The sequence below is a fragment of the Enterobacter sp. 50793107 genome, from assembly GCF_001463365.1.
Classification (GTDB): Bacteria; Pseudomonadota; Gammaproteobacteria; order Enterobacterales; family Enterobacteriaceae; genus Enterobacter; species Enterobacter cloacae.
This window is the reverse complement of sequence record NZ_LNII01000140.1, coordinates 12,240-36,309: the sequence shown is the minus strand read 5'-3', so window position 1 is coordinate 36,309 and position 24,070 is coordinate 12,240. Positions and strand designations below refer to the sequence as shown.

Here is a 24,070-nt window from a genome sequence, read left to right as displayed (position 1 = left end):
GCCCGGTAAGCGCAGCGCCACCGGGCAGGTTTTTCAGCGTTACACCATCACACTCACCTGTGCCGCAACAATGCGCCACCCGTAAGCAAACCGCACCCACGTCTGCTGCTGGCGGCCAATGCGTTCCGTCCCCTCGCGGGTAAATTCGGTGCTGCACACCGCGTAATCTTCTCCGAAGGTGGTGATCACGGTATTGCGCAACGTCCGCTGCAGCCCGGCGGAGGGGCGCGCCGCCCGAAAGGCGCGGATTTCATCAATGCCGTAGAGGTTTTCCCCCGCGCCCAGTCGCACCGTGTTTTTGTCGTGCCAGAACAACTCATCCAGCACCGCAATGTTGTTGCTCACCAGCGCATCTTCATAGCGATAAAACGCGGCCGTGACGTCCGCCATCACCCAGGGAAGGTTAATGTCGTCGTGATTCATCATTGTGCCATCTCCGCAGGACGGGCATCGGTTATCCCGCTCGCTTCCAGGACCCGCGCCACGCGCAGGCAGGCTTGTTCATTAAACGGTGCTGCGATGAGTTGCAGACCAATCGGTGCCCCCTGGGCGGTGCGTAGCGGAACGGTGGTGACGGGCAAACCCAGAAATGAAATCGGCTGCGTCAGCATCCCCATGCTGGCGCGCACCGGCAGTGGCTCGCCGTTAATCTCCATGGTCTGCTCGCCAATCGTCGTGGCGCTGCGCGGGGTTGCCGGGGCGATCAGCACGTCGGCCTGCTCAAACAGCGCTTTACAGGCCTGTCGGGCGTGGGCGCGAAAACGCTGGGCCTGAATATACCAGGCGGAAGGGATCATTGCCCCAGCCAGCAGGCGTTCGCGGGAGTGTGGTTCAAAACGCTCCGGTTCACGGCGAAGTGACGGCAGGTACTGGTTCCCCCCTTCGGAGGCGCTGATGATAAACGCGGCAGAGCGGGACAGCGCGGCTTCAGGGAACTGCAGCTCCTCCTGGACGTCAAGAGCACGTGCCGCGCGCGCGACGGCTTCCCGGGCGTCGTCGTTACACCACGTGCTGAAATAGCCCCCGAGGACGGCACAGCGCAAACCATCCAGACCGCGATCGAGCAAAGGCCGGGTCTGCTCGCGGGAGGACTCTGCCTGAAAAGGGTCGCTGGTGTCTCGTCCCTGTAGCGCATCGTATACGGACGCCAGATCGCACACCCGGCGGGCAAACGGCCCGATATGATCGAGACTGGCGACAAACGGGTGGCTGCCGGAGCGTGACAGGCGGCCAAAGGTCGGTTTTAAGCCGTAAATTCCGCACAGGGACGCCGGGACGCGAATCGACCCGTTGGTGTCGGTACCCAGTGAAAAATGGACCAGCCCGGCGGCGACGGCGGCGGCAGAGCCACCGGAGGAGCCGCCTGCAATGCGCGTCAGATCGTGCGGATTACGCGTGGCGCCGTAGTGGCTGTTTTCCGTGGTAAAGCCGTAGGCATAGGCATCCATATTGACCATCCCGGACAACAGTCCTCCTGCGCTGCGTAGCTGGCGAACCGCAAAGCTGTCTGCGCTGGCAGCGGAACGCTGGCTGAACAGCTCGGCTCCGGCGAGGGTGGTGTGCCCGGCCACATCAAACAGGTTTTTTACCGCGTAAGGCACGCCCGCCAGCGGCGGCAGGGGGCGCTTTTCCCGGCGCAGGGTGTCGATATTTTCTGCCTCGGCCAGCATCCGCGCTTCGGTAACCGCCGTCCAGGCGTTGATCTGCGGGTTGATGCGCGCAATATCTTCCAGCGTCTGACGGGCGATCTCGCGGGCGCTTAACTCGCCTGCACTCAGCGCCTGCTGGATCGCGCTGATACCCATCTTGTGTAGCCTCATGCTTTGTATACTCCTGCGATCTCCAGACGGTCATCAAGCGGCAGCGCCATCAGCGGGGCGGCCATGGCGGCAATGCGGCTAAACTGCTGCTGAAGCTCCGCGCGGCGGGCGTCATCCAGCTCAACGCCCAGCACGGCCTCCATCTGCGCCAGGTAGGCATGCCAGTCAGGTTGTTGTGTTGTCATGGTTTTCTCCTCAGTATCCGGCGGCGGCGCCGTTGCTGCGCGGGTCGAATGCGCCTTCAAACAGCCCGTTCGGGTGGCGGACAATCGCGCCCGCGTGGCCCATGGCTTCGCTAAAGTCCGGGAAGATCTCCACCTCGTGACCCAGCGCCTGCAGGCGTGCGATCGTTTCAGGGGAAAACCGGCCTTCCACCTTTAAGGTGTCTGAGCTTTGTCCCCAGGTGCGCCCCAGCAGCCAGCGCGGACGGGAGATGCTCTCCTGCAGCGGCAGACCCTGCACCACATAGCGGGTAAAGAGCGTGGCCTGAGTTTGCGGCTGGCCGTCACCGCCCATGGAGCCGTAGACCATCACCCGTCCGTCGTTCAGACGCGCCGCGGCCGGGTTCAGGGTATGGAACGGCTGTTTGCCCGGCGCGAGAGCCAGAAGATGTGCGGGATCGAGGCTGAACGACGCCCCCCGGTTCTGCCAGACGATACCCGTATCCGGGAGCACCACCCCGCTGCCGAACTCGTGATAAATGCTCTGGATAAACGACACGGCCAGGCCGCTGTTATCCATCACCCCCATCCACACCGTATCGCCAGGGCCTTTGCCGGTGCCCCACGGCGCGGCATGGTTATCGTCAACCCGGTCGGCGAGCGCCTGAAGCGCCGCAGGATCCAGCAGGCTCTGGATATCGGTTTTCAGCTCGCGCGGGTCGGTGATGTGGGCATCGCGCAGGCCAAAGGCCAGTTTGGTGGCTTCCACAATGCGGTGCACTGTCCCGGCGTCGTCGGCATCGGCCATCGCCAGACGGTCGGTGATGCCGAGGATCGCCAGCGAGACCAGCCCCTGCGTCGGTGGGGCGAGGTTCCAGACCTCACCCTGCTGATGTGCTAATTTCAGCGGCGTGGTGCGCCGGGCGACATGCGCGTTCAAATCCGCCAGCGTAATGGGCAGGCCGAGCGTCTCCATCCCACGGGCCAGACGCGCCGCCAGCGGACCACGATAAAAACTCTCCAGACCCTCTTCGGCAAGTTGCGTCAGCGTGGAGGCCAGCGCCGGTTGATAAAACCGGCTGCCGACCTCCGGTGGTTTGCCGTCTACCAGCCAGGTTTCTGCGAAGCCGGGCAGGTCTTTCAGTTCGTCGAATTTACTGGCGGTGGCAGTGGCCTGCGAGGCCGTGACCGGCGTGCCATTGCGGGCATAGCCAATGGCATCTGCCAGCAGGCGCGTCAGCGGCAGGGCGTTGCCCGTCAGCGCGTGTGAGACCTTAAGTGCCTCCGCCCAGCCACTGACGGTACCCGCCACGGTCAGCGCCGCACGGGGGCCGCGGTGGGGGATGTGCGTCAGATCGCCATAGGCGGCAAGCGTCGCCAGCGATCCCGCCGCGCCGCTGGCATCGATGGCAATCGGTTCGCCGCCGGGGGGCACGATAAGCCAGAAGCCATCGCCGCCCAGGCCATTCATATGGGGATAGACCACGGCAATGGTGGCCGCTGCCGCGACCATCGCTTCAATCGCGCTACCGCCATCGCGCAGCACAGACAGCGCGCTCTGGCTGGCAAGATGATGGGGGGCAACCGCCATTCCGTGTACGGAGACATTACTTTGCATGAACAGTCCTCATAACCCTGAAAGTCACAAGGCGCTGCAAAAGCTGTTCCAGGTATGAAAGAAAAGTTTCATGTCATCCCGGCTGATAAGCTGGCATGCTTAATGAATAGAGAGCAAGAGATGAAACAAACGTTACAGAGGCGTTATGGAACAGCTTGATGAACGACTGAAAGCACAATACGCGTCACTGTCGCCGCAGGAGCAGCGGGTGGTGGATTTTATTTTCGATCACTTCGACGACCTGATCAGCTACAACAGCGCCGAGCTGGCACAGCTGAGCGGAGTGTCGAAAGCCACGGTGAGCCGCCTGTTTAAGCGTCTGGGCTATGATAAGTATAAAGACATGCGCGATGAGTTGCGTACCCTGCGCCAGAGCGGTATGCCGCTGACGGACAACCGCGACGCGGTGCAGGGCAATACGCTGCTGGCGCGTCACTATAAGCAGGAGATGGCTAATCTGACCCAGTGGGTGAATGCCCTGGATGCCCGGCAGTTTGCCGACGCGATGGCGTGCATGGTTAAGGCGAGGCGCATCGTCATTATCGGGATGCGTAACGCCTATCCCGCGGCGCTGCACCTGCGTCAGCAGCTGTTGCAGGCACGCGGACAGGTGCTGGTGTTGCCGCAGCCCGGGCAGAGCCTGAGCGAAGAGCTGGTGGATCTCACCCCCGACGATCTGGTGGTGATGATGGCGTTTCGCCGCCGCCCGCGCATCATCCGCCCGCTGCTGCAGCAGCTTCAGGCCGGGGGTATCCCGGTGCTGCTGATGTGCGAGCCGCAGGCGCACAGCCTGTTTCCGCTGGCGAGCTGGCAGCTCTGTGCTCCGCTGGACAGCGTCTCAGCCTATGACAGCTACGCCTCGGTCAATAGCCTGATCAACTTGCTGGCAAACGCCTTTCTGCATGAAATCCTCGATAAAGGTCGTCCGCGCATTCATGAGATCGCCACCCTGTATCAGCACCTGGACGAGCTCGAACAACGATAATGGGGCATCGGTGTGGTGCTTTGCATTGAAATGGTGCAGTGAGGCGGGGCGAAAAAGAGAGAGCTTTTTCGCCCCGCCTTTGTTTTATCAGGCTTTACAACAAAATCCCGCGTTTCGCTTTATCTGGCACATTAGTTGCAAAATCCAATTCAAAGAATCTTTTGTTTCATGTTAACGTTACGGGGAAGCACCATGAAAAAATTGTTGATTGCACTGGCCGGGGCCGTTTGTCTGTTCACTAACCTGTCGGCAAAGGCGGACCAGCTTCAGGATATCGAAAAACGCGGCACCATTCGCATTGCCGTGCCGCAGGATTTCCCGCCGTTTGGCTCGGTCGGAACCGATCTGCAGCCGCAGGGCTATGACATCGATATGGCGCGTTATCTGGCCAAACAGATGAAGGTCAAGCTGCAGCTGGTCCCGGTGACCAGCGCCAACCGCGTGCCGTATCTGCAAACCGACAAAGTTGACCTTGTCATTTCAAGCCTCGGTAAGAATGCGGAACGTGAAAAGGTGATCGATTTCAGCCGCGCCTATGCGCCGTTCTTCCTCGGGGTGTTTGGCCCGAAAGGCGCAGAGCTGAAAGATGCCGCCGCCCTGAGCGGTAAAACCATCGGCGTGACGCGTGGCGCGGTCGAGGACATGGTGCTGACCAGCCTGGCGCCGAAAGACGCAGATGTAAAACGCTATGAGGACAACAACACCACGCTGTCGGCGTATCTTTCCGGACAGGTGCAGTATGTGGCCACCGGCAACCTCGTGGTGGCGGCCATCTCACGCCAGAACGCGGAGAAAGCCCCGGTGCCGAGCTTTATGCTGAAAGATTCTCCGTGCTTTATCGGGCTGAAGAAAAATGAACCGGCGCTGAAGGCGAAAGTGGATGCGCTGATTGAACAGGGTATTAAAGACGGCACCCTGAACGGCTTCTCTGAGCAGTGGCTCAAGGCGCCGCTGCCGGCAAGCCTTGGCGTGTAAGGCAATGACAGAGCAACTCCATTTCTCTGAGCTCTGGCCGCACTGGCCGGCGCTGCTGGCCGGGCTGTGGGTCACCATCCAGTTGACGGTGATGGCGACCCTGGGCGGTCTGACGATTGGTATTTTCGGGGCGGCCATTCGCAGCGGGCGGGCGACATGGTTTAGCCGGATCTGGGGCGGTTACGTGGAGATTATCCGTAACACGCCGTTTGTGGTGCAGCTGTTTTTTATCGTCTTTGGCCTGCCCAATATGGGGCTGAAGATGACGGCGGGTGAGGCGGCACTGCTGGCGATGGTGATCAATCTGGGCGCGTACAGCACGGAGATTGTCCGGGCGGGCATTCAGGTGACACCCAAAGGGCAGTGGGAGGCCGGACGCGTGCTGGGGCTGACCCGCATCCAGACCTTCATTCGCGTGGTGTTACCGCCTGCGCTACAGCGTATTTATCCGGCGCTGGTGAGCCAGTGCATTATCGTGATGCTCGGCTCGTCGGTGGTGTCGCAGGTCTCGTATGAAGAGCTGACCTTTGCCGCCAACCTGATCCAGTCCAGAACGTTTCTGAGCTTTGAGGTTTATCTGGTGACAACCGGGATTTACTTAGCGCTGTCGATTACCCTGCGTCAGCTGATGATGGCGGCAGGACGCAAATGGCTGGGGGTACAGGCATGATGACCACCTTTACCGACTGGGACATTATTCGCAACCTGCTGCTGGCCGGGCGCTGGACGATACTGCTGTCGCTGGTGGCGTTTGTCGGCGGCGCGGTGGTGACCCTGCCGCTGCTGCTGCTGCGTCTCACTGGCGGGCGAATGATCATGCGCCTGATCCGCGGCTATATCGAACTGTTTCAGGGTACACCGCTGCTGATGCAGCTATTTCTGGCGTTCTTCGGCGTGGCGCTGTTCGGCATCGATGTCTCGCCATGGACCGCCGCATCGCTGGCCCTCACGTTCTACACCAGCGCGTTTTTGCTTGATATCTGGTTTGGCAGCATTCGCGCGCTGCCCAAAGGGCAGTGGGAAGCGTCGCGCTGTCTGGGGCTGACCTTTGGCCAGACGCTTTATCGGGTGGTCGCGCCGCAGGCGTTGCGGATTGCGATTGCGCCGACGGTCGGTTTTGCCGTCCAGGTGATTAAGGGCACGGCGCTGGCGTCAATCATCGGCTTTATCGAGCTGACCAAAGCCGGGACGATGCTCACCAATGTCACTTATCAACCGTTTAAGGTCTTTGCGCTGGTGGCGCTGGGCTACTTCATTCTGTGTTATCCGCTGTCGCGTTACAGCCGTTATCTGGAGACTAAATTCAATGCCTCTCATCACCATTAATCAGGTGCAGAAGTACTACGGCGATAACCATGTCCTGAAGGGGGTCGATCTCGATATCGACATGGGCCAGGTGATTTCGATTATCGGGCGCAGCGGATCCGGCAAAAGCACCCTGCTGCGCTGCATCAACGGTCTGGAAGGGTATCAGGACGGCAGCATCAAGCTTGGCGGCATGACCATTACCGACCGGGATTCCCAGGCGCGTGAAATCAGCCGCTCGGTCGGGATGGTGTTCCAGAACTTTAACCTGTTCCCGCACATGACGGCTCTGGAAAACGTGATGCTCGCCCCGCGTCGGGTGCTGAAGAAAAGCGCCGCCGAATGCCGGGCGCTGGCGCAGCAGATGCTGGAGAAAGTGGGCCTCGGCGATCGTCTGGATTACTACCCGTCGAGTCTCTCCGGCGGCCAGCAGCAGCGCGTGGCAATTGCCCGTGCGCTGGCGATGTCGCCAAAAGTCTTACTTTGTGACGAGATCACCTCCGCGCTCGACCCGGAACTGGTGGGCGAAGTGCTTAAGGTGCTGGAGCAGCTGGCAGCAGAAGGGATGACCCTGATTCTCGTGACCCATGAAATGAATTTTGCCCGCGAAGTGGGCGACCGCGTGGTGTTTATGCACCAGGGGAAAGTCTGGGAGCAGGGCGACAGCAAAACGCTTTTCGCCAACCCGCAGACCACCGAACTGAAGCAGTTCATCTCCTCCGTGCGCGGCCTCAACTGATAAGGACTTAACAATGGATATCGCTCAATTTCCGCAACTTAATCCGCCGCAGCGTCTGCTGATGGGCCCGGGGCCGATCAATGCCGATCCGCGCGTGCTGCGCGCCATGTCGAGCCAGCTGATTGGTCAGTACGACCCGGCGATGACCCACTATATGAACGAAGTAATGGCGCTCTATCGCGGGGTGTTCCGCACCGAAAACCGCTGGACGATGCTGGTGGACGGCACCTCCCGCGCGGGCATTGAGGCGATTCTGGTGTCGGCCATTCGCCCGGGCGATAAAGTGCTGGTGCCGGTGTTTGGCCGCTTCGGCCATCTGCTGTGCGAAATCGCCCGCCGCTGCCGGGCGGAAGTGCATACCATCGAGGTGCCGTGGGGCGAGGTGTTTACCCCGGATCAGGTGGAGGATGCCATCAAACGTATTCGTCCCCGTCTGCTGCTGACCGTGCAGGGGGACACCTCCACCACCATGCTGCAGCCGCTGGCCGAGCTCGGCGCGATTTGCCGCCGTTATGACGTGCTGTTTTACACCGACGCCACCGCGTCGCTGGGGGGGAACGCGCTGGAAACCGATGCCTGGGGGCTGGATGCCGTCTCCGCTGGCATGCAGAAATGTCTCGGCGGCCCGTCCGGCACGTCACCGATCACCCTGAGCCCACGCATGGAAGAGGCGATCCGCCGCCGCAAATGCGTCGAGGAAGGGATCCGCACCGACGCCCATCGCGACGGCGACGAGGAGATGATCTACTCCAACTATTTCGATCTCGGCATGGTGATGGATTACTGGGGGCCGGAGCGGCTGAACCATCACACTGAAGCCACCACCGCGCTGTTTGGCGCCCGCGAATGCGCGCGGCTGATCCTCCAGGAAGGGCTGGACAACGGCATCGCCCGGCACAAGCTGCACGGCGATGCGCTGCTGAAAGGCATTCAGGCGATGGGGCTGGAGACCTTTGGCGATCTTAAGCACAAGATGAACAACGTGCTGGGCGTGGTGATCCCGCAGGGCGTTAACGGCGATCAGGTGCGTAAGCTGATGCTGGAGGATTTCGGTATCGAAATTGGCACCTCGTTTGGCCCGCTGCACGGCAAGGTATGGCGCATTGGCACCATGGGTTATAACGCCCGTAAAGACTGCGTAATGACCACCCTGAGCGCGCTGGAGTCGGTGCTGAAATACCTGAAATTCACCACCCCCCAGGGGGCGGCGATGCAGGCCGCCTGGGATCATTATCGCCGCGAGACGTCACAATGAGCCCGGCGGCAGAGCGGGTGTTGGCCCGTGCCGATGCGCTGGCCGCCATCAGCGAAACCCCGGACGGCCTGACGCGGGTTTATCTTTCCACGCAGCATCTGCAGGCCAACCAGCTGGTCGGGCAGTGGATGAGCCAGGCGGGCATGACCGTCTGGCAGGACAGCGTCGGGAATATTTGCGGGCGCTATGAGGCGCAGCTGGAGGGCGCACCGGCGATACTGCTTGGCTCGCATCTGGATACCGTGCGCAATGCCGGGCGCTACGACGGCATGCTCGGCGTGCTCACCGCCATTGAAGTGGTGGACAGCCTGCATCAGCAGGGCGTGCGCCTGGCGCAGGCCATCGAGATTGTTGGCTTCTGCGACGAAGAAGGTACCCGCTTCGGCATCACGCTGTTAGGCAGTCGCGGCCTGACGGGCACCTGGCCGGAGAATTGGCTTGATACCTGTGATGCCAGTGGCATAAGCGTGGCGCAGGCGATGGTGCAGGCGGGGCTGGATCCCGCACGGGTAGCGCTTGCTGCGCGGCATCAGGACGATTTCAGCGCCTGTCTGGAGCTGCATATTGAACAGGGGCCGTGTCTGGAGCAGGAGGGGATGGCGCTGGGGGTGGTGGAAGCCATTAACGGTGCGCGGCGTCTGAACTGTCTCTTTACCGGCGAAGCCGGGCATGCCGGAACCGTGCCGATGGCTCACCGTAAAGATGCCCTGGCCGCGGCTGCCGAATGGATGGTGCAGGTTGAAAACACCACCCGACAGCGCGGCGGCAATCTGGTTGCCACGGTGGGGGCGTTACGCTGCCTGCCCGGCGCGGTCAATGTGATTCCCGGCGAGGTGGCGTTCTCGCTGGATATTCGCGGCCCGCAGGATGCCCCGCTGGACGCACTGCTCACTGAACTGCTCATTCAGGCGGAAGAGATCGCAGCCCGGCGTGGGCTCCGTTTCAGCGCCGAGGAGTTTTACCGGATAGCCGCCACGCCCTGCGATGCCAGACTGCAATCGCTGTTAGGGGAGGCTGTGACATCGGTTCAGGGCCGTACGCTATCGCTGCCGAGCGGTGCCGGGCACGACACCATTGCGCTGGCAGAACGCTGGCCGGTGGGGATGTTGTTTGTGCGCTGCAAGGGGGGCATCAGCCACCATCCGGCGGAGTCGGTGATGGCTGATGATGTCGCGCTGGCGATTGAGGCGTTTGGGCGGGCGGTGAGAGCGCTGGCTGACGGTGGCGCGCGTTAAGCCACCGAACGCACCGCATCTTCGATATCAGCGCTCACCCGTACATCCTGGTCGTCAAAAACCATGCAGTGATGGTCGTCAAACGCCACGTCTATCTTCTGCCAGGGCGCGAACTTCACGTCGCCCGGCAGCAAGATCTTCACGTTGTCGTGGCCATAGCATTGCCCAAACAGGTAAGTATTGTTTCCCAGTCGCTCCACCACTTCACAGTTAAATTCCAGCCGCGTGCCGCGGTAAAGGTCGGTGGTTAAATGTTCCGGGCGGATGCCCAGCGTGACCTGACTTCCCGGCTGCAGTGGTGTGGTGGTTATCGCGAGCGTGAGCGACTTCTGTTGCGATAGCCTGACGGTAAGCTTACCTGGCTGCCAGGCTTCAACGGTCGCCGGCAGAAAGTTCATCTTCGGAGAACCGATAAACCCGGCGACAAACTTATTTGCCGGTTTGTAATAGAGATCCATCGGGGCGCCCATCTGCTCAACCTTGCCATAGTTCATGACCACGATCTTGTCGGCCAGGGTCATCGCTTCGATCTGGTCGTGCGTGACATACACCATGGTGGTTTTCAGCTCCTGATGCAGGCGGGCAAGGTGCAGACGCATCTCGACGCGCAATTCGGCGTCCAGGTTAGAGAGCGGTTCATCAAACATAAAGACGCGCGGGTTACGCACGATGGCGCGGCCTATTGCCACGCGCTGGCGCTGCCCGCCCGAAAGCTGTTTAGGTTTGCGGTCCAGCAGATGGGAGAGTTGCAGCGTTTTTGCCACCATCTCCACCTGGTGACGGATCTGTTCTTTTGGGACCTTATTCACTTTCAGCCCGTAGCCCATGTTTTCGGCGACCGTCATGTGCGGATAGAGCGCGTAGGACTGAAACACCATGGCCACGCCGCGGTGGGAAGGCGCGACGTCATTCATGACCTCATTACCGATTAAGACTTCACCTTCGCTAATCTCCTCCAGACCGGCAATCATGCGCAGCATGGTTGATTTACCGCAGCCGGAAGGGCCAACAAAGACGGCGAATTCCCCGTCTTCAATTTCAAGATTCACGTTGTGCAAGGTGACGGTGTCGCCAAAGCGCTTGGTGACATTCCTTAATTGTATGTTTGACATCAGTGTTCCCCGAGTAAACCGCCGTCTATGTTTTACGTATAACAATCAGGTTTAACATAGCTGGACGGTGCAATTTGTCTGTATTGACTATAACTTCCAGTATTCATGCGCCCTATACAGATTTTCCATTAATGTTATGACGATCACACAACTTACAGTTTTTTGTAGAGTTATCATGATGTGAAGGGTAGCGTATACCAAACCAAAGATATTTGACGTCATACGTGCAGCATCTGATTTTGCTGAATTTTAGATGAGGCAAATAAGGCGTTAAATGTCATAACAACCATAAAATTGTTATACCTTCACATGAGGTTTGTAATGAAAAAGAACCTACTTGCCGCTCTGATCCTCTCTACGCTCTCGGTGCAGGTACATGCCACCACGCAGCTTAACGTCTGGGAAGACATCAAGAAGTCATCCGGTATAAAAGAGGCGGTGGCTGACTTTGAAAAACAGTACGACGTTAAGGTCAACGTCCAGGAAACCCCTTACGCCCAGCAGCTGGAAAAACTGCGTCTGGATGGCCCGGCGGGCATTGGCCCGGACGTGCTGGTGATCCCTAACGATCAGCTGGGCGGCGCCGTAGTGCAAGGGTTGCTGACCCCCCTGAATCTGGAGGCTAAGCAGACCGAACAGTACACCCCGGCCTCAATCAATGCCTTCAAAATGGATAATGCCCTCTACGGCGTACCGAAAGCGGTCGAGACGCTGGTGCTGATCTACAACAAAGACCTCATCGACAAGCCCCTCAATTCGCTGCAGGACTGGTATGACTTTTCGAAACAGCAGCGCGCGAAAAACCAGTACGGCCTGCTCGCCAAGTTCGACCAGATTTACTACAGCTGGGGGGCAATTTCCCCGATGGGCGGCTACATCTTCGGTCATAACGACAAGGGCGGCTATAACGCCAGCGACGTTGGCCTGAACAAGCCGGGCGCGGTAGAGGCCGTGACGTACCTTAAAAAATTCTACGCCGACGGGATCTTCCCGGCCGGGATAGTCGGTGACAACGGTCTGAACGCCATTGACTCCCTGTTCACCGAGAAGAAAGCGGCAGCCGTGATCAATGGGCCGTGGGCATTCCAGCCGTATGAAGCAGCAGGGATCAACTACGGCGTTGCGCCGCTGCCAACGCTGCCCGACGGCAAGCCTATGAGTTCTTTCCTTGGCGTGAAAGGCTACGTTGTCTCCACGTGGAGCAAAGACAAAGCCCTGGCGCAGAAATTTATCGAATTCATCAACCAGCCGCAGTATGTGAAAACGCGCTACATCGCCACGCGTGAAATCCCGCCGCTTACCGCGATGATCGACGATCCGATTATCAAAAACGACGAAAAAGCGAGTGCCGTCGCGGTACAGTCGGCGCGCGCAACTGCCATGCCGGGCATCCCTGAAATGGGTGAAGTCTGGGGGCCAGCCAACGCCGCGCTGGAGTTGAGCCTGACCGGCAAACAGGATCCTAAAGCCGCGCTGGATAGCGCAGAAAAACAGGTCCAGATGCAAATCGAAGCCATGCAGGCCAGCAACCAGTAATTTTCTGCCGTCGCAAAACGGGAGGACTCTCTCCCGTTTTTTTGAAAGGAGTTGTCTGTGAGTATCATCCCGGAAAATTTTGCCAGACCGCACGGGGCCGGGCGCCATGCCTGGACCGGCCTGCTGCTGGCGTTCATCCCCGGCTTCGGCCAGTTCTACCATCGTCAGTGGCTGAAAGGGATCATCTTCCTGGTACTGCTGGTCAGTTTTCTCGGCGTATTTGCCGATTTTCTGCGCGAAGGGCTGTGGGGGCTGGTGACGCTGGGCGAGGAGGTGCCGCGGGACAACTCTATCTTCCTGCTGGCTGAGGGGATCATCAGCGTGCTGATCGCCGCGTTTGGCGTGATGGTCTGGTACCTGTCGATGCGTGATGCGTGGGTGAATGGCAGAAAACGCGATGCGGGACTTGCGCTTAACAGCGTGCGCAAGCAGTACCAGATGCTGCTGAGCGACGGCTTCCCGTATCTGATGATCACGCCCGGCTTTATCCTGCTGGTGTTTGTAGTGGTTTTCCCGATCCTGTTCGGCTTTGCCATTGCCTTTACCAACTACAACCTCTACCACACGCCGCCGGCTAAGCTGGTGGACTGGGTTGGGTTTAAGAACTTCATCAATATCTTCACGCTCTCCATCTGGCGTTCGACCTTCTTCGACGTGCTGCAGTGGACGGTGGTCTGGACCCTGCTCGCTACCACGCTGCAATGTTCGGTAGGCGTGCTGCTGGCCATTCTGGTAAACCAGAAAGATCTGCGCTTTAAACCGCTGATCCGCACCATCTTCATTCTGCCCTGGGCGGTGCCGGGCTTTGTCACCATCCTGGTGTTTGCCGGAATGTTTAACGACTCCTTTGGGGTGATCAACAACGCCATTCTGGCCTTCTTCGGCATCGCGCCAAAAGCGTGGATGACCGATCCGTTCTGGACCAAAACGGCGCTGATTATGATGCAGACCTGGCTCGGCTTCCCGTTTGTTTTCGCCATGACCACCGGCGTGCTGCAGGCCATTCCGGACGATCTGTACGAAGCGGCGACCATGGACGGCGCCAGCAGCGCGACTAAGTTGCGTACCATCACGCTGCCGCTGGTGCTTTACTCGATTGCGCCGATTCTGATCACTCAATACACCTTCAACTTCAATAATTTCAACATCATCTACCTGTTTAATAACGGTGGACCGGCGGTGGTAGGGTCGAATGCGGGTGGGACGGATATCCTGGTGTCGTGGATCTACAAACTGACGATGTCCTCTTCGCAATATGCGATTGCGGCGACCATCACTATCCTGCTGTCGATCTTTGTCGTCGGGCTGGCGCTGTGGCAGTTCCGCGCCACGAAATCGTTCAAAAATGACGACATGGCGTAAGGAACGGAACAATGGCTCAATCACAAAGTATTAAACGTGAGAAGTGGGTTCGCCTCTCGCTCTCCTGGCTGGTTATCGTGCTGGTCTCGATAATCATTATTTACCCGCTGGTGTGGACGGTCGGTGCGTCGTTTAACGCGGGTAATAGCCTGCTGAGCTCGTCGATTATTCCAGAGAACTTCTCGGTGCAGCACTATGCCGACCTGTTCAACGGCCAGGTGAACTACATGACCTGGTACTGGAACTCAATGAAAATCAGCTTCCTGACCATGGTACTGACCTTAATCAGCGTCAGCTTTACCGCCTACGCGTTTTCGCGCTTTCGCTTTAAGGGGCGCCAGAACGGTCTGATGCTGTTCCTGCTGCTGCAGATGATCCCCCAGTTCTCGGCGCTGATTGCCATCTTCGTGCTGTCGCAGTTGCTGGGCCTTATCAATAGCCATCTGGCGCTGGTGCTGATCTACGTGGGCGGCATGATCCCGATGAACACTTACCTGATGAAAGGCTACCTCGATGCCATCCCGAAAGATCTGGATGAATCCGCGCGCATGGACGGGGCCAGTAATTTCCGGATTTTCATCGAAATTATCATGCCGCTTTCGAAGCCGATTGTGGCGGTGGTGGCGCTGTTCTCCTTCACCGGGCCGCTGGGGGATTTCATCCTCTCCAGCACCATTTTGCGCACCCCGGACAAATACACCTTACCCATCGGGCTTTATAACCTGGTGGCGCAAAAAATGGGTGCCAGCTACACCACCTACGCGGCAGGCGCGGTCCTGATTGCGGTGCCGGTGGCGATCCTCTACCTGGCGTTACAAAAATACTTCGTCTCCGGCCTGACCTCCGGGAGTACCAAAGGATAACCATGAAAAGACTCAAACCCGCTTTGCTCGCCGTTTGCCTCTCATGTGGCCTTGCCGCGAGTGCTTTTACTGCCGACGCGGTGAAAACGCGTCCGTTTAACGCCATGCCTGCAGATTTTATTAAGGGGGCGGATATTTCGACCCTACTGGAAGCCGAACAACACGGCGCGAAATTCTATAACCAGAACGGCCAGCAGCAGGATGCGATTGCGATCCTGAAGGCCAACGGCGTGAACTATGTACGCCTGCGCCTGTGGGTTGATCCACAGGATGCGAGCGGCAAGTCCTATGGCGGTGGCAGTAACACCCTGGAAAACACGATTGCGCTGGCGAAGCGCGTGAAGGCGCAGGGCCTGAAGCTGCTGCTCGATTTCCACTACAGCGATTTCTGGACCGATCCGGGCAAACAGTTCAAGCCGAAAGCCTGGGAGAAGATGGACTACCCGCAGCTTAAAACGGCGATCCATGACTACACCCGCGACACCATCGCCCGCTTTAAGAAAGAGGGCGTCCTGCCGGACATGGTGCAGATCGGTAACGAAATCAACGGCGGCATGCTGTGGCCGGAAGGCAAAAGCTGGGGGCAGGGCGGCGGGGAATTTGACCGTCTGGCCGGACTGCTCAACGCCGCCATTAGCGGGCTAAAAGAGAATCTGACCGGCGGCGAGCAGGTGAAAATCATGCTGCACCTGGCCGAAGGGACTAAAAATGACACCTTCCGCTGGTGGTTTGACGAAATCGCGAAGCGCGACGTGCCATTCGATATCATCGGCCTGTCAATGTACACCTACTGGAACGGCCCGATTAGCGCGCTGAAGGCCAATATGGATGACATCAGCAAGCGCTATAACAAAGACGTGATTGTGGTGGAAGCGGCATACGGCTATACGCTGGACAACTGCGATAACGCTGAGAACAGCTTCCAGGCGAAAGAAGAAAAAGACGGCGGCTATCCGGGTACCGTTCAGGGCCAGTACGATTATATTCACGATTTAATGCAGTCCGTTATTGATGTTCCGGACCACCGTGGCAAAGGCATCTTTTATTGGGAGCCGACATGGATTGCCGTACCGGGCACCACGTGGGCGACCAAAGCCGGCATGAAATATATCCATGACGAATGGAAAGAGGGGAATGCCCGCGAGAATCAGGCGTTATTTGATTGCCAGGGAAAAGTGCTGCCATCAATAACGGTATTTAAATAATTTTTATCTTCATTCAGGACGTTTTTAATATGAATAAATTTGCGCCTTTAAGCCCAAAGGTCGCGGCGTTATTGCATGGCGCCGACTATAACCCGGAGCAATGGGAGAATTATCCCGGTATTATTGAAAAAGATATTGCCATGATGCAGCAGGCAAAATGTAATGTGATGTCGGTGGGCATATTTAGCTGGGCAAAGCTGGAGCCGCGTGAAGGGGAATATGATTTTGCGTGGCTGGATAATATTATTGAAAAACTGTATGCGGCAGGTATTCATATTTTCCTTGCTACGCCAAGCGGCGCGCGTCCGGCGTGGATGTCGCAAAAATACCCTGAGGTGCTGCGCGTCGGGCGCAACCGCGTGCCCGCGCTGCACGGAGGCCGGCATAACCACTGCATGTCATCGCCAGTGTACCGTGAGAAGACATTCACCATTAACCGCCTGCTGGCGGAGCGTTATTCACACCATCCGGCGGTGCTGGGCTGGCATATCTCTAATGAATACGGCGGCGAATGTCACTGTCACCTGTGTCAGGCACGTTTTCGCGACTGGCTGAAGGCGCGCTATAAAACCCTGGACGCGCTGAACCACGCGTGGTGGAGCACCTTCTGGAGCCACACCTACACCGACTGGTCGCAGATAGAGTCCCCTGCGCCGCAGGGAGAAGTATCGATTCACGGCCTCAACCTCGACTGGCGTCGCTTCAATACCGCACAGGTGACCGATTTCTGCCGCCATGAAGTGGCCCCGCTAAAAGTAGCGAATGCGGAACTGCCGGTAACCACCAATTTTATGGAGTATTTCTACGACTACGACTACTGGCAGCTTGCGAAGGCGATCGACTTTATCTCCTGGGACAGCTATCCGATGTGGCACAAGGAGAAAGACGAAACGGCGCTCGCCTGCTACACCGCCATGTATCACGACATGATGCGTAGCCTGAAGGGCGGTAAGCCCTTCGTGCTGATGGAGTCGACGCCGAGCACCACCAACTGGCAGCCAACCAGCAAGCTGAAAAAGCCGGGGATGCATATTCTCTCGTCGATGCAGGCGGTGGCGCACGGAGCGGATTCGGTGCAGTACTTCCAGTGGCGTAAAAGCCGCGGGTCGGTGGAGAAATTCCACGGCGCGGTTATCGACCACGTGGGTCATCTGGATACCCGCGTCGGGCGTGAAGTGACGCGCCTGGGCGAGATGCTGGCACGCCTGCCGGAGGTCGCAGGTTGCCGTACCGAGGCCCGGGTGGCGATTGTCTTCGACCAGCAAAACCGCTGGGCGCTGGATGATGCCGAAGGTCCGCGCAATATGGGAATGGAGTACGAAAAAACCGTCAACGAGCACTATCGTCCGTTCTGGGAAAAAGGCATTGCGGTGGATGTCATTGACGCTGACGGCGATCTGAGCGACTACGCGCTGGTGGTGGCCCCCATGCTTTATATGGTACGCGAAGGGTTTGCCGAGCGGGCAGAAGCCTTTGTGGCTAATGGCGGGCATCTGGTGACGACCTACTGGACCGGCGTGGTGGATGAGACCGATCTCTGTCATCTGGGCGGTTTCCCTGGCCCGCTGCGCAAGCTTCTGGGCATCTGGGCGGAAGAAATCGAGTGCCTGGGCGAGGGGGAGCGCAACCTGATTCAGGGGCTGGCAGGCAACGTGGCAGGTCTGCAGGGGCCGTATCAGGTGCGGCATTTATGCGAGCTGATCCACGCTGAGTCCGCACAGGTGCTGGCGACCTACCGCGATGATTTCTACGCAGGTCGCCCTGCGGTAACGGTCAACCGCGTCGGTAAAGGCAAGGCGTGGCATGTCGCTTCACGTAACGATCTGCCGTTCCAGCGCGATTTCTTCGCCGGGATTATCAACGAGCTGGCACTACCGCGCGCCATCGAGGGTGAACTCCCGCCGGGCGTGGTTGCCACGGCACGCACGGATGGCGAAACCACCTGGGTGTTTGTGCAGAACTACACGGCACAGCAGCAGTACATCATGCTGCCACAGGGGTATACCGACTGCATGACAGACGCCGCTGCTGCGGGCGATACCGCTCTGCTGCCCTGGGACTGTCGTGTGCTCAGGCGTAAAGCGTAATTGATTTTCTCCCTCTCCCTGTGGGAGAGGGCTGGGGTGAGGGCATCAGACCGCACCGTCCGGGCAAAAAGGCACAGAACGCCTGCTCCACGAGCAGGCATTTTTTTATCTGCATATAATGAGGTGTATTATGGACAGTCAAATTACCCAGCGTTTAATTCCCGCGTTTGGCGGCGACGATAATATCGAACACGTCGAAGCCTGTATTACCCGCCTGCGCGTGACGGTAAAAGATTTAAATAAAGTTGACTCTGAGGCGTTACAGAATGAAGGGGCGCTGGGGGTAATTATTATTGGCCAGCAGGTGCATGCCATATTTGGCAGGCAGTCTGATGCCTTACGTCAGTTATTAGATGAACATTTTAATCAATAAATAAAAAAAGGGATAGCCAAAATAATGGCTATCCCGAAACAGGCGAATAAACTGCCAGTTGTTGGAGATACAATAACGATTAACGCATTTTAGAAATAAATATTACCACCAGGCTTCAACCTGCACGCCGAAGTTCCAGGTATTACTGGCGGTGCCGTCTTCGAAGGATTTCCCATGTTCGGAATCATTCAGGTAGGAGGCAAACACCCGTAGCTCGGGACGTGACATAAAATCAGGTCCGTCCGCCAGACCTAAGGCGATCGTGTACTTCTCACCGCTCTGCTTGTAGTTTGAACCGTCGGTATAGGTATCTTTCTGGTAGAACCCGCCCACTTCACCAATCAGACGCACATATTCGGTGAACTGATACTGCGCGCGGCCCACCAGCGAAATCAGGCGCGATTTATCGGTATACTGCGTGGTGTCATCCGCCGAGCCCCAGGTCAGGACGTGGTTAAAGGAGAGCTTATCGGTAATGGGAATTAAGCCGGTATTAATCACGCGGTAGCCGCTGGCATCGTTCACATAGTTCCACATGTCGTACCAGCCGCCCCCCTGGGAAACCATGTTCTGCGCCAGACCTTTGTTGGCATACTGCAGCACCAGCTTGTTATAGCCACCCAGCATATCCTGGCTGATCTCTCCGGTTACCATCACGCCGTTGTCGGCCTCGTACAGCCCGCCATACTCTTTCTGTTTGTTGGTCGGGTTTGGCATGGCATAGTCAATACCCACTTCCGTCCACGCGCCTGCCCACGGTTTCCAGCCCGCATAGCGGAGATCGATATAGTTGATGTTCACGTCGTTATCACCGTCAACGCGGTAGTCCACGTCGTTGGCATCGCCGCGGATCCAGGCCACAGAGACCGCGCCAGGGCCGAGCGTATAGTTCTCAATACCTGCACCGGATCCCGAGATGTTCCAGTATTTGGTGTCAATGATGTGCAGATCATGACGCTGGTAATAGCGCTTCCCACCCCAGATAACCGCATTCGGATCGCCCGGGAGCAACCCCTTGATCTGCAGGTTAAGCTGGCGCAGGCCAAACTGAGCGTCGTCGCCAAAGGTGGTTTCGTTATCGTTAGAGCCGTCAGACACCATGCTCACCATGCTGTCGAGATAAAAGCTCACGTCGTTCTTTTTGTAGACCTCAGAGCCCAGTTCCAGCTCGCCGTAGGTATCGGCTTCGTTACCCAGACGGCCTATTTTATTCTTCTGCCACTCCTCCATCCCACCATCCCGTGAGACGCCCACGCCGGAGCGAAGATAGCCATGAAAATCAATCGGTACTGAAGACGCAGCAAACAGCGATGGAGACGCTAACGCGGCAGCCAGCGCAACGGATACAGAGCGGATCGTCGTGTTCATTGTTACCCTCTTATTGTTTTGTAATACGTTCACAAATCCGCTGTCATAAAATGCCTAAACCTTCTGGCTGGCAATTGAACGATCCTAAATGTGTGATTAACTGCAAATAAAATAGACAATTTTGTTACGAGTGATGAGCTGTGCCACAAATTATGGCATTGTGAACGTAATACTTTTTGATGGTGTTATGTCTGCGAGGAGAGGGCAGTGAGCGTTTTTTTACAGCGCCCCTGTTACAATCATCGCATAACAACATAAGGAACCGGACCATGAAGTCGAAAAGCGCAACGTTAGAGGACGTCGCACGCCATGCAGGCGTCTCCTATCAGACCGTGTCCAGGGTACTGAATAAATCTGCCAATGTATCCGAGGCCACGCGCCACAAGGTTGAGAAATCCATAGAGTTATTGCGGTATGTACCGAATCGCCTGGCCCAGCAACTGGTAGGCAAGCAGAGCCAGACCGTCGGGCTGGTGACCATTTCACTGGCTTTGCACGCGCCTTCTCAGGTGGCGGCAGCGGTAAAACGCTATGCGAACGTGGAGGGATACCAGGTACTGATCTCGATGATAGATGAGAACGTCAACCAAAGTATTCAGGACTCTATCAACGAACTGAAGTCCCAGCTGGTGAGCAAGGTGATCATTAACGTGCCTCTGGAGGCCGAAGAGGCGCAGAAAATCGCCACCGACAACGACGATATCGTCTGTCTTTTCCTGGATGTCGACCCGTACAGTTCTGTGTTTAACGTTTCGTTTAACCCGGCGGATGGGACCCGCGCCAGCGTTAAATACCTTTACGAGCTGGGCCATCGCGACATCGCCCTGCTGGCGGGGCCGGAGTCCTCTGTGTCGGCACAGTTGAGGCTAAAAAGCTGGATCGAAACCCTGAAGGGTTACGGGCTGGAGCCCGCTTCGGTGATCCGCGGCAACTGGGATGCGCAGAGCGGGTATGCCGGTGCGCTGCAGATGTTGCGCGAAACGCCGCAGTTTTCCGCCGTACTGGTGGCCAACGACCAGATGGCGCTGGGCGTACTGAGCGCCTTCCACCAGCAGCAGATTTCCATTCCGGGCGAGAAGTCGGTGATTGGCTACGATGATACCTACGAAAGCTCGTTCTTCTACCCGGCGCTGACGACGGTCTCACTGGATTTAGATCTGCAGGGCAAAGAGGCGGTGCGCCGCATTCTGGACAGCGGCGAAGAGAGTGCCCTGCGCATGTCCTCGATTTTACCTGCCCGTCTGGTGGTGCGACAGTCCACCGGGCCGAAAGGGGAGAAGGGAAAAAACCTCCAGGCGCTGGCCCAGCAGCTGCGCGAGATTGCGCATCAACTGGGTGATGTGTAGCGGAGTGAGCACCTCAATCACAGGAAAGAGGTGCTCGTAAGATTACTCCAGCCCCAGCGTATACTGGGCGATTTTGAAGTAGATAATCAGCCCGGTACCGTCGATAAGCGTCGCGATAAACGGCGCGGAGACGACGGCCGGGTCAATGCCGTAGCGCTTGAGTACCATGGGAATAACGGACGAGACTATGGCGCTCCACAGCGTAATGCACACCAGCGTCAGGCTGACGATAAGGGTAATTTCCAGCCCAATCCCCATCATCCATGCGCGGATGCACCCGGCAATACCGAGCGTGACGGCAATCATCAGTGAGGTGGTCATCTCTTTGCAAAGTACGCGACCGACATCGCGCAGATGCACTTCACCCAGCGCCATGGCGCGCACCAGCGTGGAGGTGATCTGCGTTCCGCTGTTCCCGCCGGTGCCAATCAGCAGCGGGATAAAAAATGCCAGCGCAATGGCGGACTCCAGCGCCTCTTCAAAGTGCTGGATCACCGAGCTGGTGTAGGCTTCCGCGACAAACAGCAGCAGCAGCCAGACGGAGCGTTTTTTCCACAGGCTGAAGGCGCTGGTCTCCAGATAGGGCTTTTCCAGCGGCAGCGTGGCCCCCTGGCGCTGGGCATCTTCGGTGACATCGTCTTCCAGCAGGTGAGCCATTTCGCGCTCGGTGAGGCAGCCAACCAGCTTGCCGTGGGTGACAACAGGCACTACATCCGCACCGCTGTGAGCCAGCAGTCCGGCGACATCGGCCCGCTCATCTTCCGGTTTGACCTGCAGAAATTGCGACAGCATCAGCGATTTTACCGGCTGTACGGTATCGGTGGTTTGCAGCAATTTGCGTACCGCAATCATGCCTGCCAGGCGACCCTGATCTTCAATGAAAATATGCGACGGAATATCATCGTCTTTTAATTTTTCGAAAAACTGCTCGCGCGCCAGCGCCACGCATAATGAAATATCGAGGACAATAAAATCGGTATTCATATATTGAGCGATAGCGCTGTCATTGAATACCGGGTTCTGGTTGTGAATAGCGTAAGACATAGTGAATTCCCTTTGAATAAAAAATCTCTCAGGGGCGAGCAAGACAGGGCATGTCGAAGAGGAGATCCCCACGTCCTGGGTTCAGCACTGTACACCGTATCCCGTAAGGGAAGTTATACTGACAAAGCCTTGATTCGACAGTGCCTGTTTTACCCTGTGCGGGTTCTCTCGAACCTGCCAGAGCGATAACGTGTATTTGTACAGGAGCCTCGCCATAACGAGATCGTTGTAAACCAGCGGGATAATACGCTTATTTTATTTTCCCGCTCTGGAATTTAAAAAATGTTTAGGGAATGTTTATGTATTCATTATTCATGACGCGTTGAGCCTTTATTTAAACTTGCTCGACTTTAATGGGAGGGTAAATATTCACGAGGAGAGCAAGGTGGCGTGGTTTGACAATCTGCTCAATCATTTTGCGCATTATCCGACGCATCTCTTTGCGCTGCTCTTCGTGCTGGCTTTGAGTAAATCCACGGTGCTGATCTCCTCCGTGCTGCCGCCCGCCTCGGTGATGTTGCTGACTGGGATCACCGTCAGCCAGGCGAGCCTGCATCCGGCGTTGACGTGGCTGGCGGTGGTAATGGGGGCCACGCTCGGTTCGCTGCTGAACTATCATATCGGTCAGTTGATGGGGCATACGCGGCTGGTGACGCGCATTACCTCAAAACATGCCGATACATTTTTGCGGGTGCAGCATCAGCTACAGAAAAACGGCGTGCTGGTGCTCTTCACCGCCCGTTTTCTGGCGGTACTGCGCTATATCGTGCCGCTGGCGGCGGGCATGCTCAGGCTCAACCGGGTGAAGGTTTACGCGGTCAGCCTGTTTTCTGCCGCCGTCTGGGCGGCGCTGTATGTCGGCATTGTCACCGTCATCAGCGCCTTTTGAGTTACAAACTTCCCATTCCGCCGTCCACCAGCAGTTCCGTTCCTACCGTATAGCTGGATTCGTCGGAGGCCAGATAGAGCGCGGCTTTTGCCAGCTCCGTCGTCGAGCCCATTCTGCCCAGCGGCACAAGCTTGATGATCTCCGCCATCATCGCGTTAAGCGTTTCTTCGCTTAAGCCCGTTTTCGTAAAGGCTGGGGTTTCTACCGGGCCGGGGCTCAGACCGTTAACGCGAATGCCGCGCGGTAACAGCTCTGCCGACAGTGTGCGTGCCAGCGACAGCAGGGCGGCCTTGCTCGCGGCATACACGCTGCTGGTGGGCAGGCCGATGCGCGCGCTTACGGAGCCGCACAGGATCACCGAGGACGGATTATTCAACAGCGGCAGCAGCGCCTGAATTAAAAAGAACGGTCCCTTCAGGTTGATGCCCATCAGACGATCCCAGGCCTCTTCCTGCCACGCTTCCAGCGGTGCGTGCGTCACGTCGCCGGCATTGAGAAACACCGCGTCAAGGCGTGGCCAGCGGGCGGCAAGCGTCTCCGCCAGCGCTTTTTGCGAAGCAATATCTCCCGCATCGGTCGGGATCACCCAGGCCTTATCGCCCAGAATGCGCTCTGCTTCGGCGAGCGTTTCCGGGTTACGACCGGTGACGGCGACATGCGCCCCTTCGGCGAGAAACACCTGCGCAGTGGCAAGGCCAATGCCGCTGGTTCCGCCGGTAATCAGCGTATATTTACCTGCTAAACGACCCATGTTCTTCTCCTGAAATGTCTCTGGAGAAAGCACTATAGAAA

At 57.7% G+C, this 24,070-nt stretch carries 23 protein-coding genes and 1 riboswitch; of the genes, 15 read left to right on the top strand and 8 right to left on the bottom strand.

Annotation, left to right across the window (positions count from 1 at the left end):
* Nucleotides 1–39: 39 nt before the first annotated feature.
* From hpxZ to hpxW, 4 genes are read right to left on the bottom strand one after another with little or no spacing between them, the layout of a single operon-like run.
* Nucleotides 40–426 carry an oxalurate catabolism protein HpxZ gene (gene hpxZ / locus APU11_RS18250; RefSeq protein WP_047351978.1) on the bottom strand — a complete coding sequence of 129 codons (387 nt, stop codon included), beginning with the start codon at nucleotides 424–426 and terminating at the stop codon, nucleotides 40–42.
* A complete protein-coding gene (locus APU11_RS18245) occupies nucleotides 423–1,820 on the bottom strand; it encodes an AtzE family amidohydrolase (RefSeq protein WP_058651236.1) in 1,398 nt (465 codons plus the stop codon). Before APU11_RS18245 ends, hpxZ begins: the two co-directional genes overlap by 4 nt.
* Entirely contained in the window at nucleotides 1,817–2,005 is a 189-nt protein-coding gene (gene hpxX, locus APU11_RS18240; RefSeq protein ID WP_045902785.1) for an oxalurate catabolism protein HpxX, read from the bottom strand. Before hpxX ends, APU11_RS18245 begins: the two co-directional genes overlap by 4 nt.
* Before the next feature lie 10 nt (nucleotides 2,006–2,015).
* A complete protein-coding gene (gene hpxW / locus APU11_RS18235) occupies nucleotides 2,016–3,599 on the bottom strand; it encodes an oxamate amidohydrolase (protein ID WP_045902786.1) in 1,584 nt (527 codons plus the stop codon).
* Between the two features lie 145 nt (nucleotides 3,600–3,744).
* Here hpxW and hpxU point away from each other — a divergent pair, with 145 nt between their 5' ends.
* From hpxU to hpxK, 7 genes are all read left to right on the top strand, one after another.
* On the top strand, nucleotides 3,745–4,584 hold the full coding sequence (gene hpxU / locus APU11_RS18230) for a MurR/RpiR family transcriptional regulator HpxU (RefSeq protein ID WP_060578686.1): 840 nt from the start codon (nucleotides 3,745–3,747) through the stop codon (nucleotides 4,582–4,584).
* 192 nt (nucleotides 4,585–4,776) lie between these two features.
* A complete protein-coding gene (locus APU11_RS18225; RefSeq protein WP_040021585.1) occupies nucleotides 4,777–5,559 on the top strand; it encodes a transporter substrate-binding domain-containing protein in 783 nt (260 codons plus the stop codon).
* Nucleotides 5,560–5,563: 4 nt separating this feature from the next.
* Nucleotides 5,564–6,229 (top strand): amino acid ABC transporter permease, encoded by a 666-nt coding sequence (locus tag APU11_RS18220; protein ID WP_045902787.1) that lies wholly within the window; start codon nucleotides 5,564–5,566, stop codon nucleotides 6,227–6,229.
* Nucleotides 6,229–6,885 (top strand): amino acid ABC transporter permease, encoded by a 657-nt coding sequence (locus APU11_RS18215; RefSeq protein WP_020689664.1) that lies wholly within the window; start codon nucleotides 6,229–6,231, stop codon nucleotides 6,883–6,885. The genes APU11_RS18220 and APU11_RS18215 overlap by 1 nt, the downstream gene beginning before the upstream one ends.
* Nucleotides 6,866–7,603 carry an amino acid ABC transporter ATP-binding protein gene (locus APU11_RS18210; protein ID WP_013097221.1) on the top strand — a complete coding sequence of 246 codons (738 nt, stop codon included), beginning with the start codon at nucleotides 6,866–6,868 and terminating at the stop codon, nucleotides 7,601–7,603. The genes APU11_RS18215 and APU11_RS18210 overlap by 20 nt, the downstream gene beginning before the upstream one ends.
* A 13-nt stretch (nucleotides 7,604–7,616) precedes the next feature.
* On the top strand, nucleotides 7,617–8,858 hold the full coding sequence (locus APU11_RS18205) for an alanine--glyoxylate aminotransferase family protein (protein ID WP_040021582.1): 1,242 nt from the start codon (nucleotides 7,617–7,619) through the stop codon (nucleotides 8,856–8,858).
* Nucleotides 8,855–10,093 (top strand): allantoate amidohydrolase, encoded by a 1,239-nt coding sequence (gene hpxK / locus APU11_RS18200; RefSeq protein ID WP_058651238.1) that lies wholly within the window; start codon nucleotides 8,855–8,857, stop codon nucleotides 10,091–10,093. Before APU11_RS18205 ends, hpxK begins: the two co-directional genes overlap by 4 nt.
* On the opposite strand, the gene APU11_RS18195 is transcribed toward hpxK, so the two are convergent.
* A complete protein-coding gene (locus tag APU11_RS18195; protein ID WP_045902790.1) occupies nucleotides 10,090–11,205 on the bottom strand; it encodes an ABC transporter ATP-binding protein in 1,116 nt (371 codons plus the stop codon). The genes hpxK and APU11_RS18195 overlap by 4 nt on opposite strands.
* Nucleotides 11,206–11,526: 321 nt before the next feature.
* Between APU11_RS18195 and APU11_RS18190 the strand changes: the two genes are divergently transcribed.
* The 6 genes from APU11_RS18190 (at nucleotide 11,527) to APU11_RS18165 (ending at nucleotide 18,631) form a co-directional block, all read left to right on the top strand.
* On the top strand, nucleotides 11,527–12,741 hold the full coding sequence (locus tag APU11_RS18190) for an extracellular solute-binding protein (RefSeq protein WP_013097217.1): 1,215 nt from the start codon (nucleotides 11,527–11,529) through the stop codon (nucleotides 12,739–12,741).
* Between the two features lie 57 nt (nucleotides 12,742–12,798).
* On the top strand, nucleotides 12,799–14,103 hold the full coding sequence (locus tag APU11_RS18185) for a sugar ABC transporter permease (RefSeq protein ID WP_029883250.1): 1,305 nt from the start codon (nucleotides 12,799–12,801) through the stop codon (nucleotides 14,101–14,103).
* Nucleotides 14,104–14,114: 11 nt separating this feature from the next.
* A complete protein-coding gene (locus tag APU11_RS18180; protein ID WP_013097215.1) occupies nucleotides 14,115–14,966 on the top strand; it encodes a sugar ABC transporter permease in 852 nt (283 codons plus the stop codon).
* Nucleotides 14,967–14,968: 2 nt separating this feature from the next.
* Nucleotides 14,969–16,171 (top strand): arabinogalactan endo-beta-1,4-galactanase, encoded by a 1,203-nt coding sequence (locus APU11_RS18175; RefSeq protein ID WP_058651239.1) that lies wholly within the window; start codon nucleotides 14,969–14,971, stop codon nucleotides 16,169–16,171.
* Nucleotides 16,172–16,200: 29 nt separating this feature from the next.
* Nucleotides 16,201–18,258, top strand: a complete 2,058-nt coding sequence (locus APU11_RS18170) for a beta-galactosidase (RefSeq protein ID WP_058651240.1) — start codon at nucleotides 16,201–16,203, stop codon at nucleotides 18,256–18,258.
* A 130-nt stretch (nucleotides 18,259–18,388) separates the two neighbouring features.
* Nucleotides 18,389–18,631 (top strand): PTS transporter subunit EIIB, encoded by a 243-nt coding sequence (locus APU11_RS18165; RefSeq protein WP_013097212.1) that lies wholly within the window; start codon nucleotides 18,389–18,391, stop codon nucleotides 18,629–18,631.
* Nucleotides 18,632–18,733: 102 nt separating this feature from the next.
* Here the strand turns inward: APU11_RS18165 and APU11_RS18160 are convergent, their stop codons facing one another.
* Complete coding sequence (locus APU11_RS18160) at nucleotides 18,734–19,999, bottom strand: maltoporin (protein WP_023620984.1); 1,266 nt, start codon at nucleotides 19,997–19,999, stop codon at nucleotides 18,734–18,736.
* Between the two features lie 269 nt (nucleotides 20,000–20,268).
* Here APU11_RS18160 and APU11_RS18155 point away from each other — a divergent pair, with 269 nt between their 5' ends.
* On the top strand, nucleotides 20,269–21,345 hold the full coding sequence (locus tag APU11_RS18155; protein WP_038419069.1) for a LacI family DNA-binding transcriptional regulator: 1,077 nt from the start codon (nucleotides 20,269–20,271) through the stop codon (nucleotides 21,343–21,345).
* 42 nt (nucleotides 21,346–21,387) lie between these two features.
* On the opposite strand, the gene APU11_RS18150 is transcribed toward APU11_RS18155, so the two are convergent.
* Nucleotides 21,388–22,389, bottom strand: coding sequence for a magnesium transporter (locus APU11_RS18150; protein WP_045295767.1), 1,002 nt, complete (start codon nucleotides 22,387–22,389; stop codon nucleotides 21,388–21,390).
* A 59-nt stretch (nucleotides 22,390–22,448) separates the two neighbouring features.
* Nucleotides 22,449–22,618: riboswitch (M-box (ykoK) riboswitch) on the bottom strand.
* 156 nt (nucleotides 22,619–22,774) lie between these two features.
* Between APU11_RS18150 and APU11_RS18145 the strand changes: the two genes are divergently transcribed.
* Entirely contained in the window at nucleotides 22,775–23,278 is a 504-nt protein-coding gene (locus APU11_RS18145; protein ID WP_058651241.1) for a DedA family protein, read from the top strand.
* A 1-nt stretch (nucleotide 23,279) separates the two neighbouring features.
* Here the strand turns inward: APU11_RS18145 and APU11_RS18140 are convergent, their stop codons facing one another.
* Nucleotides 23,280–24,029: an SDR family oxidoreductase gene (locus APU11_RS18140; RefSeq protein ID WP_013097207.1), complete on the bottom strand. Its 750-nt coding sequence runs from the start codon at nucleotides 24,027–24,029 to the stop codon at nucleotides 23,280–23,282.
* Nucleotides 24,030–24,070: the final 41 nt, after the last annotated feature.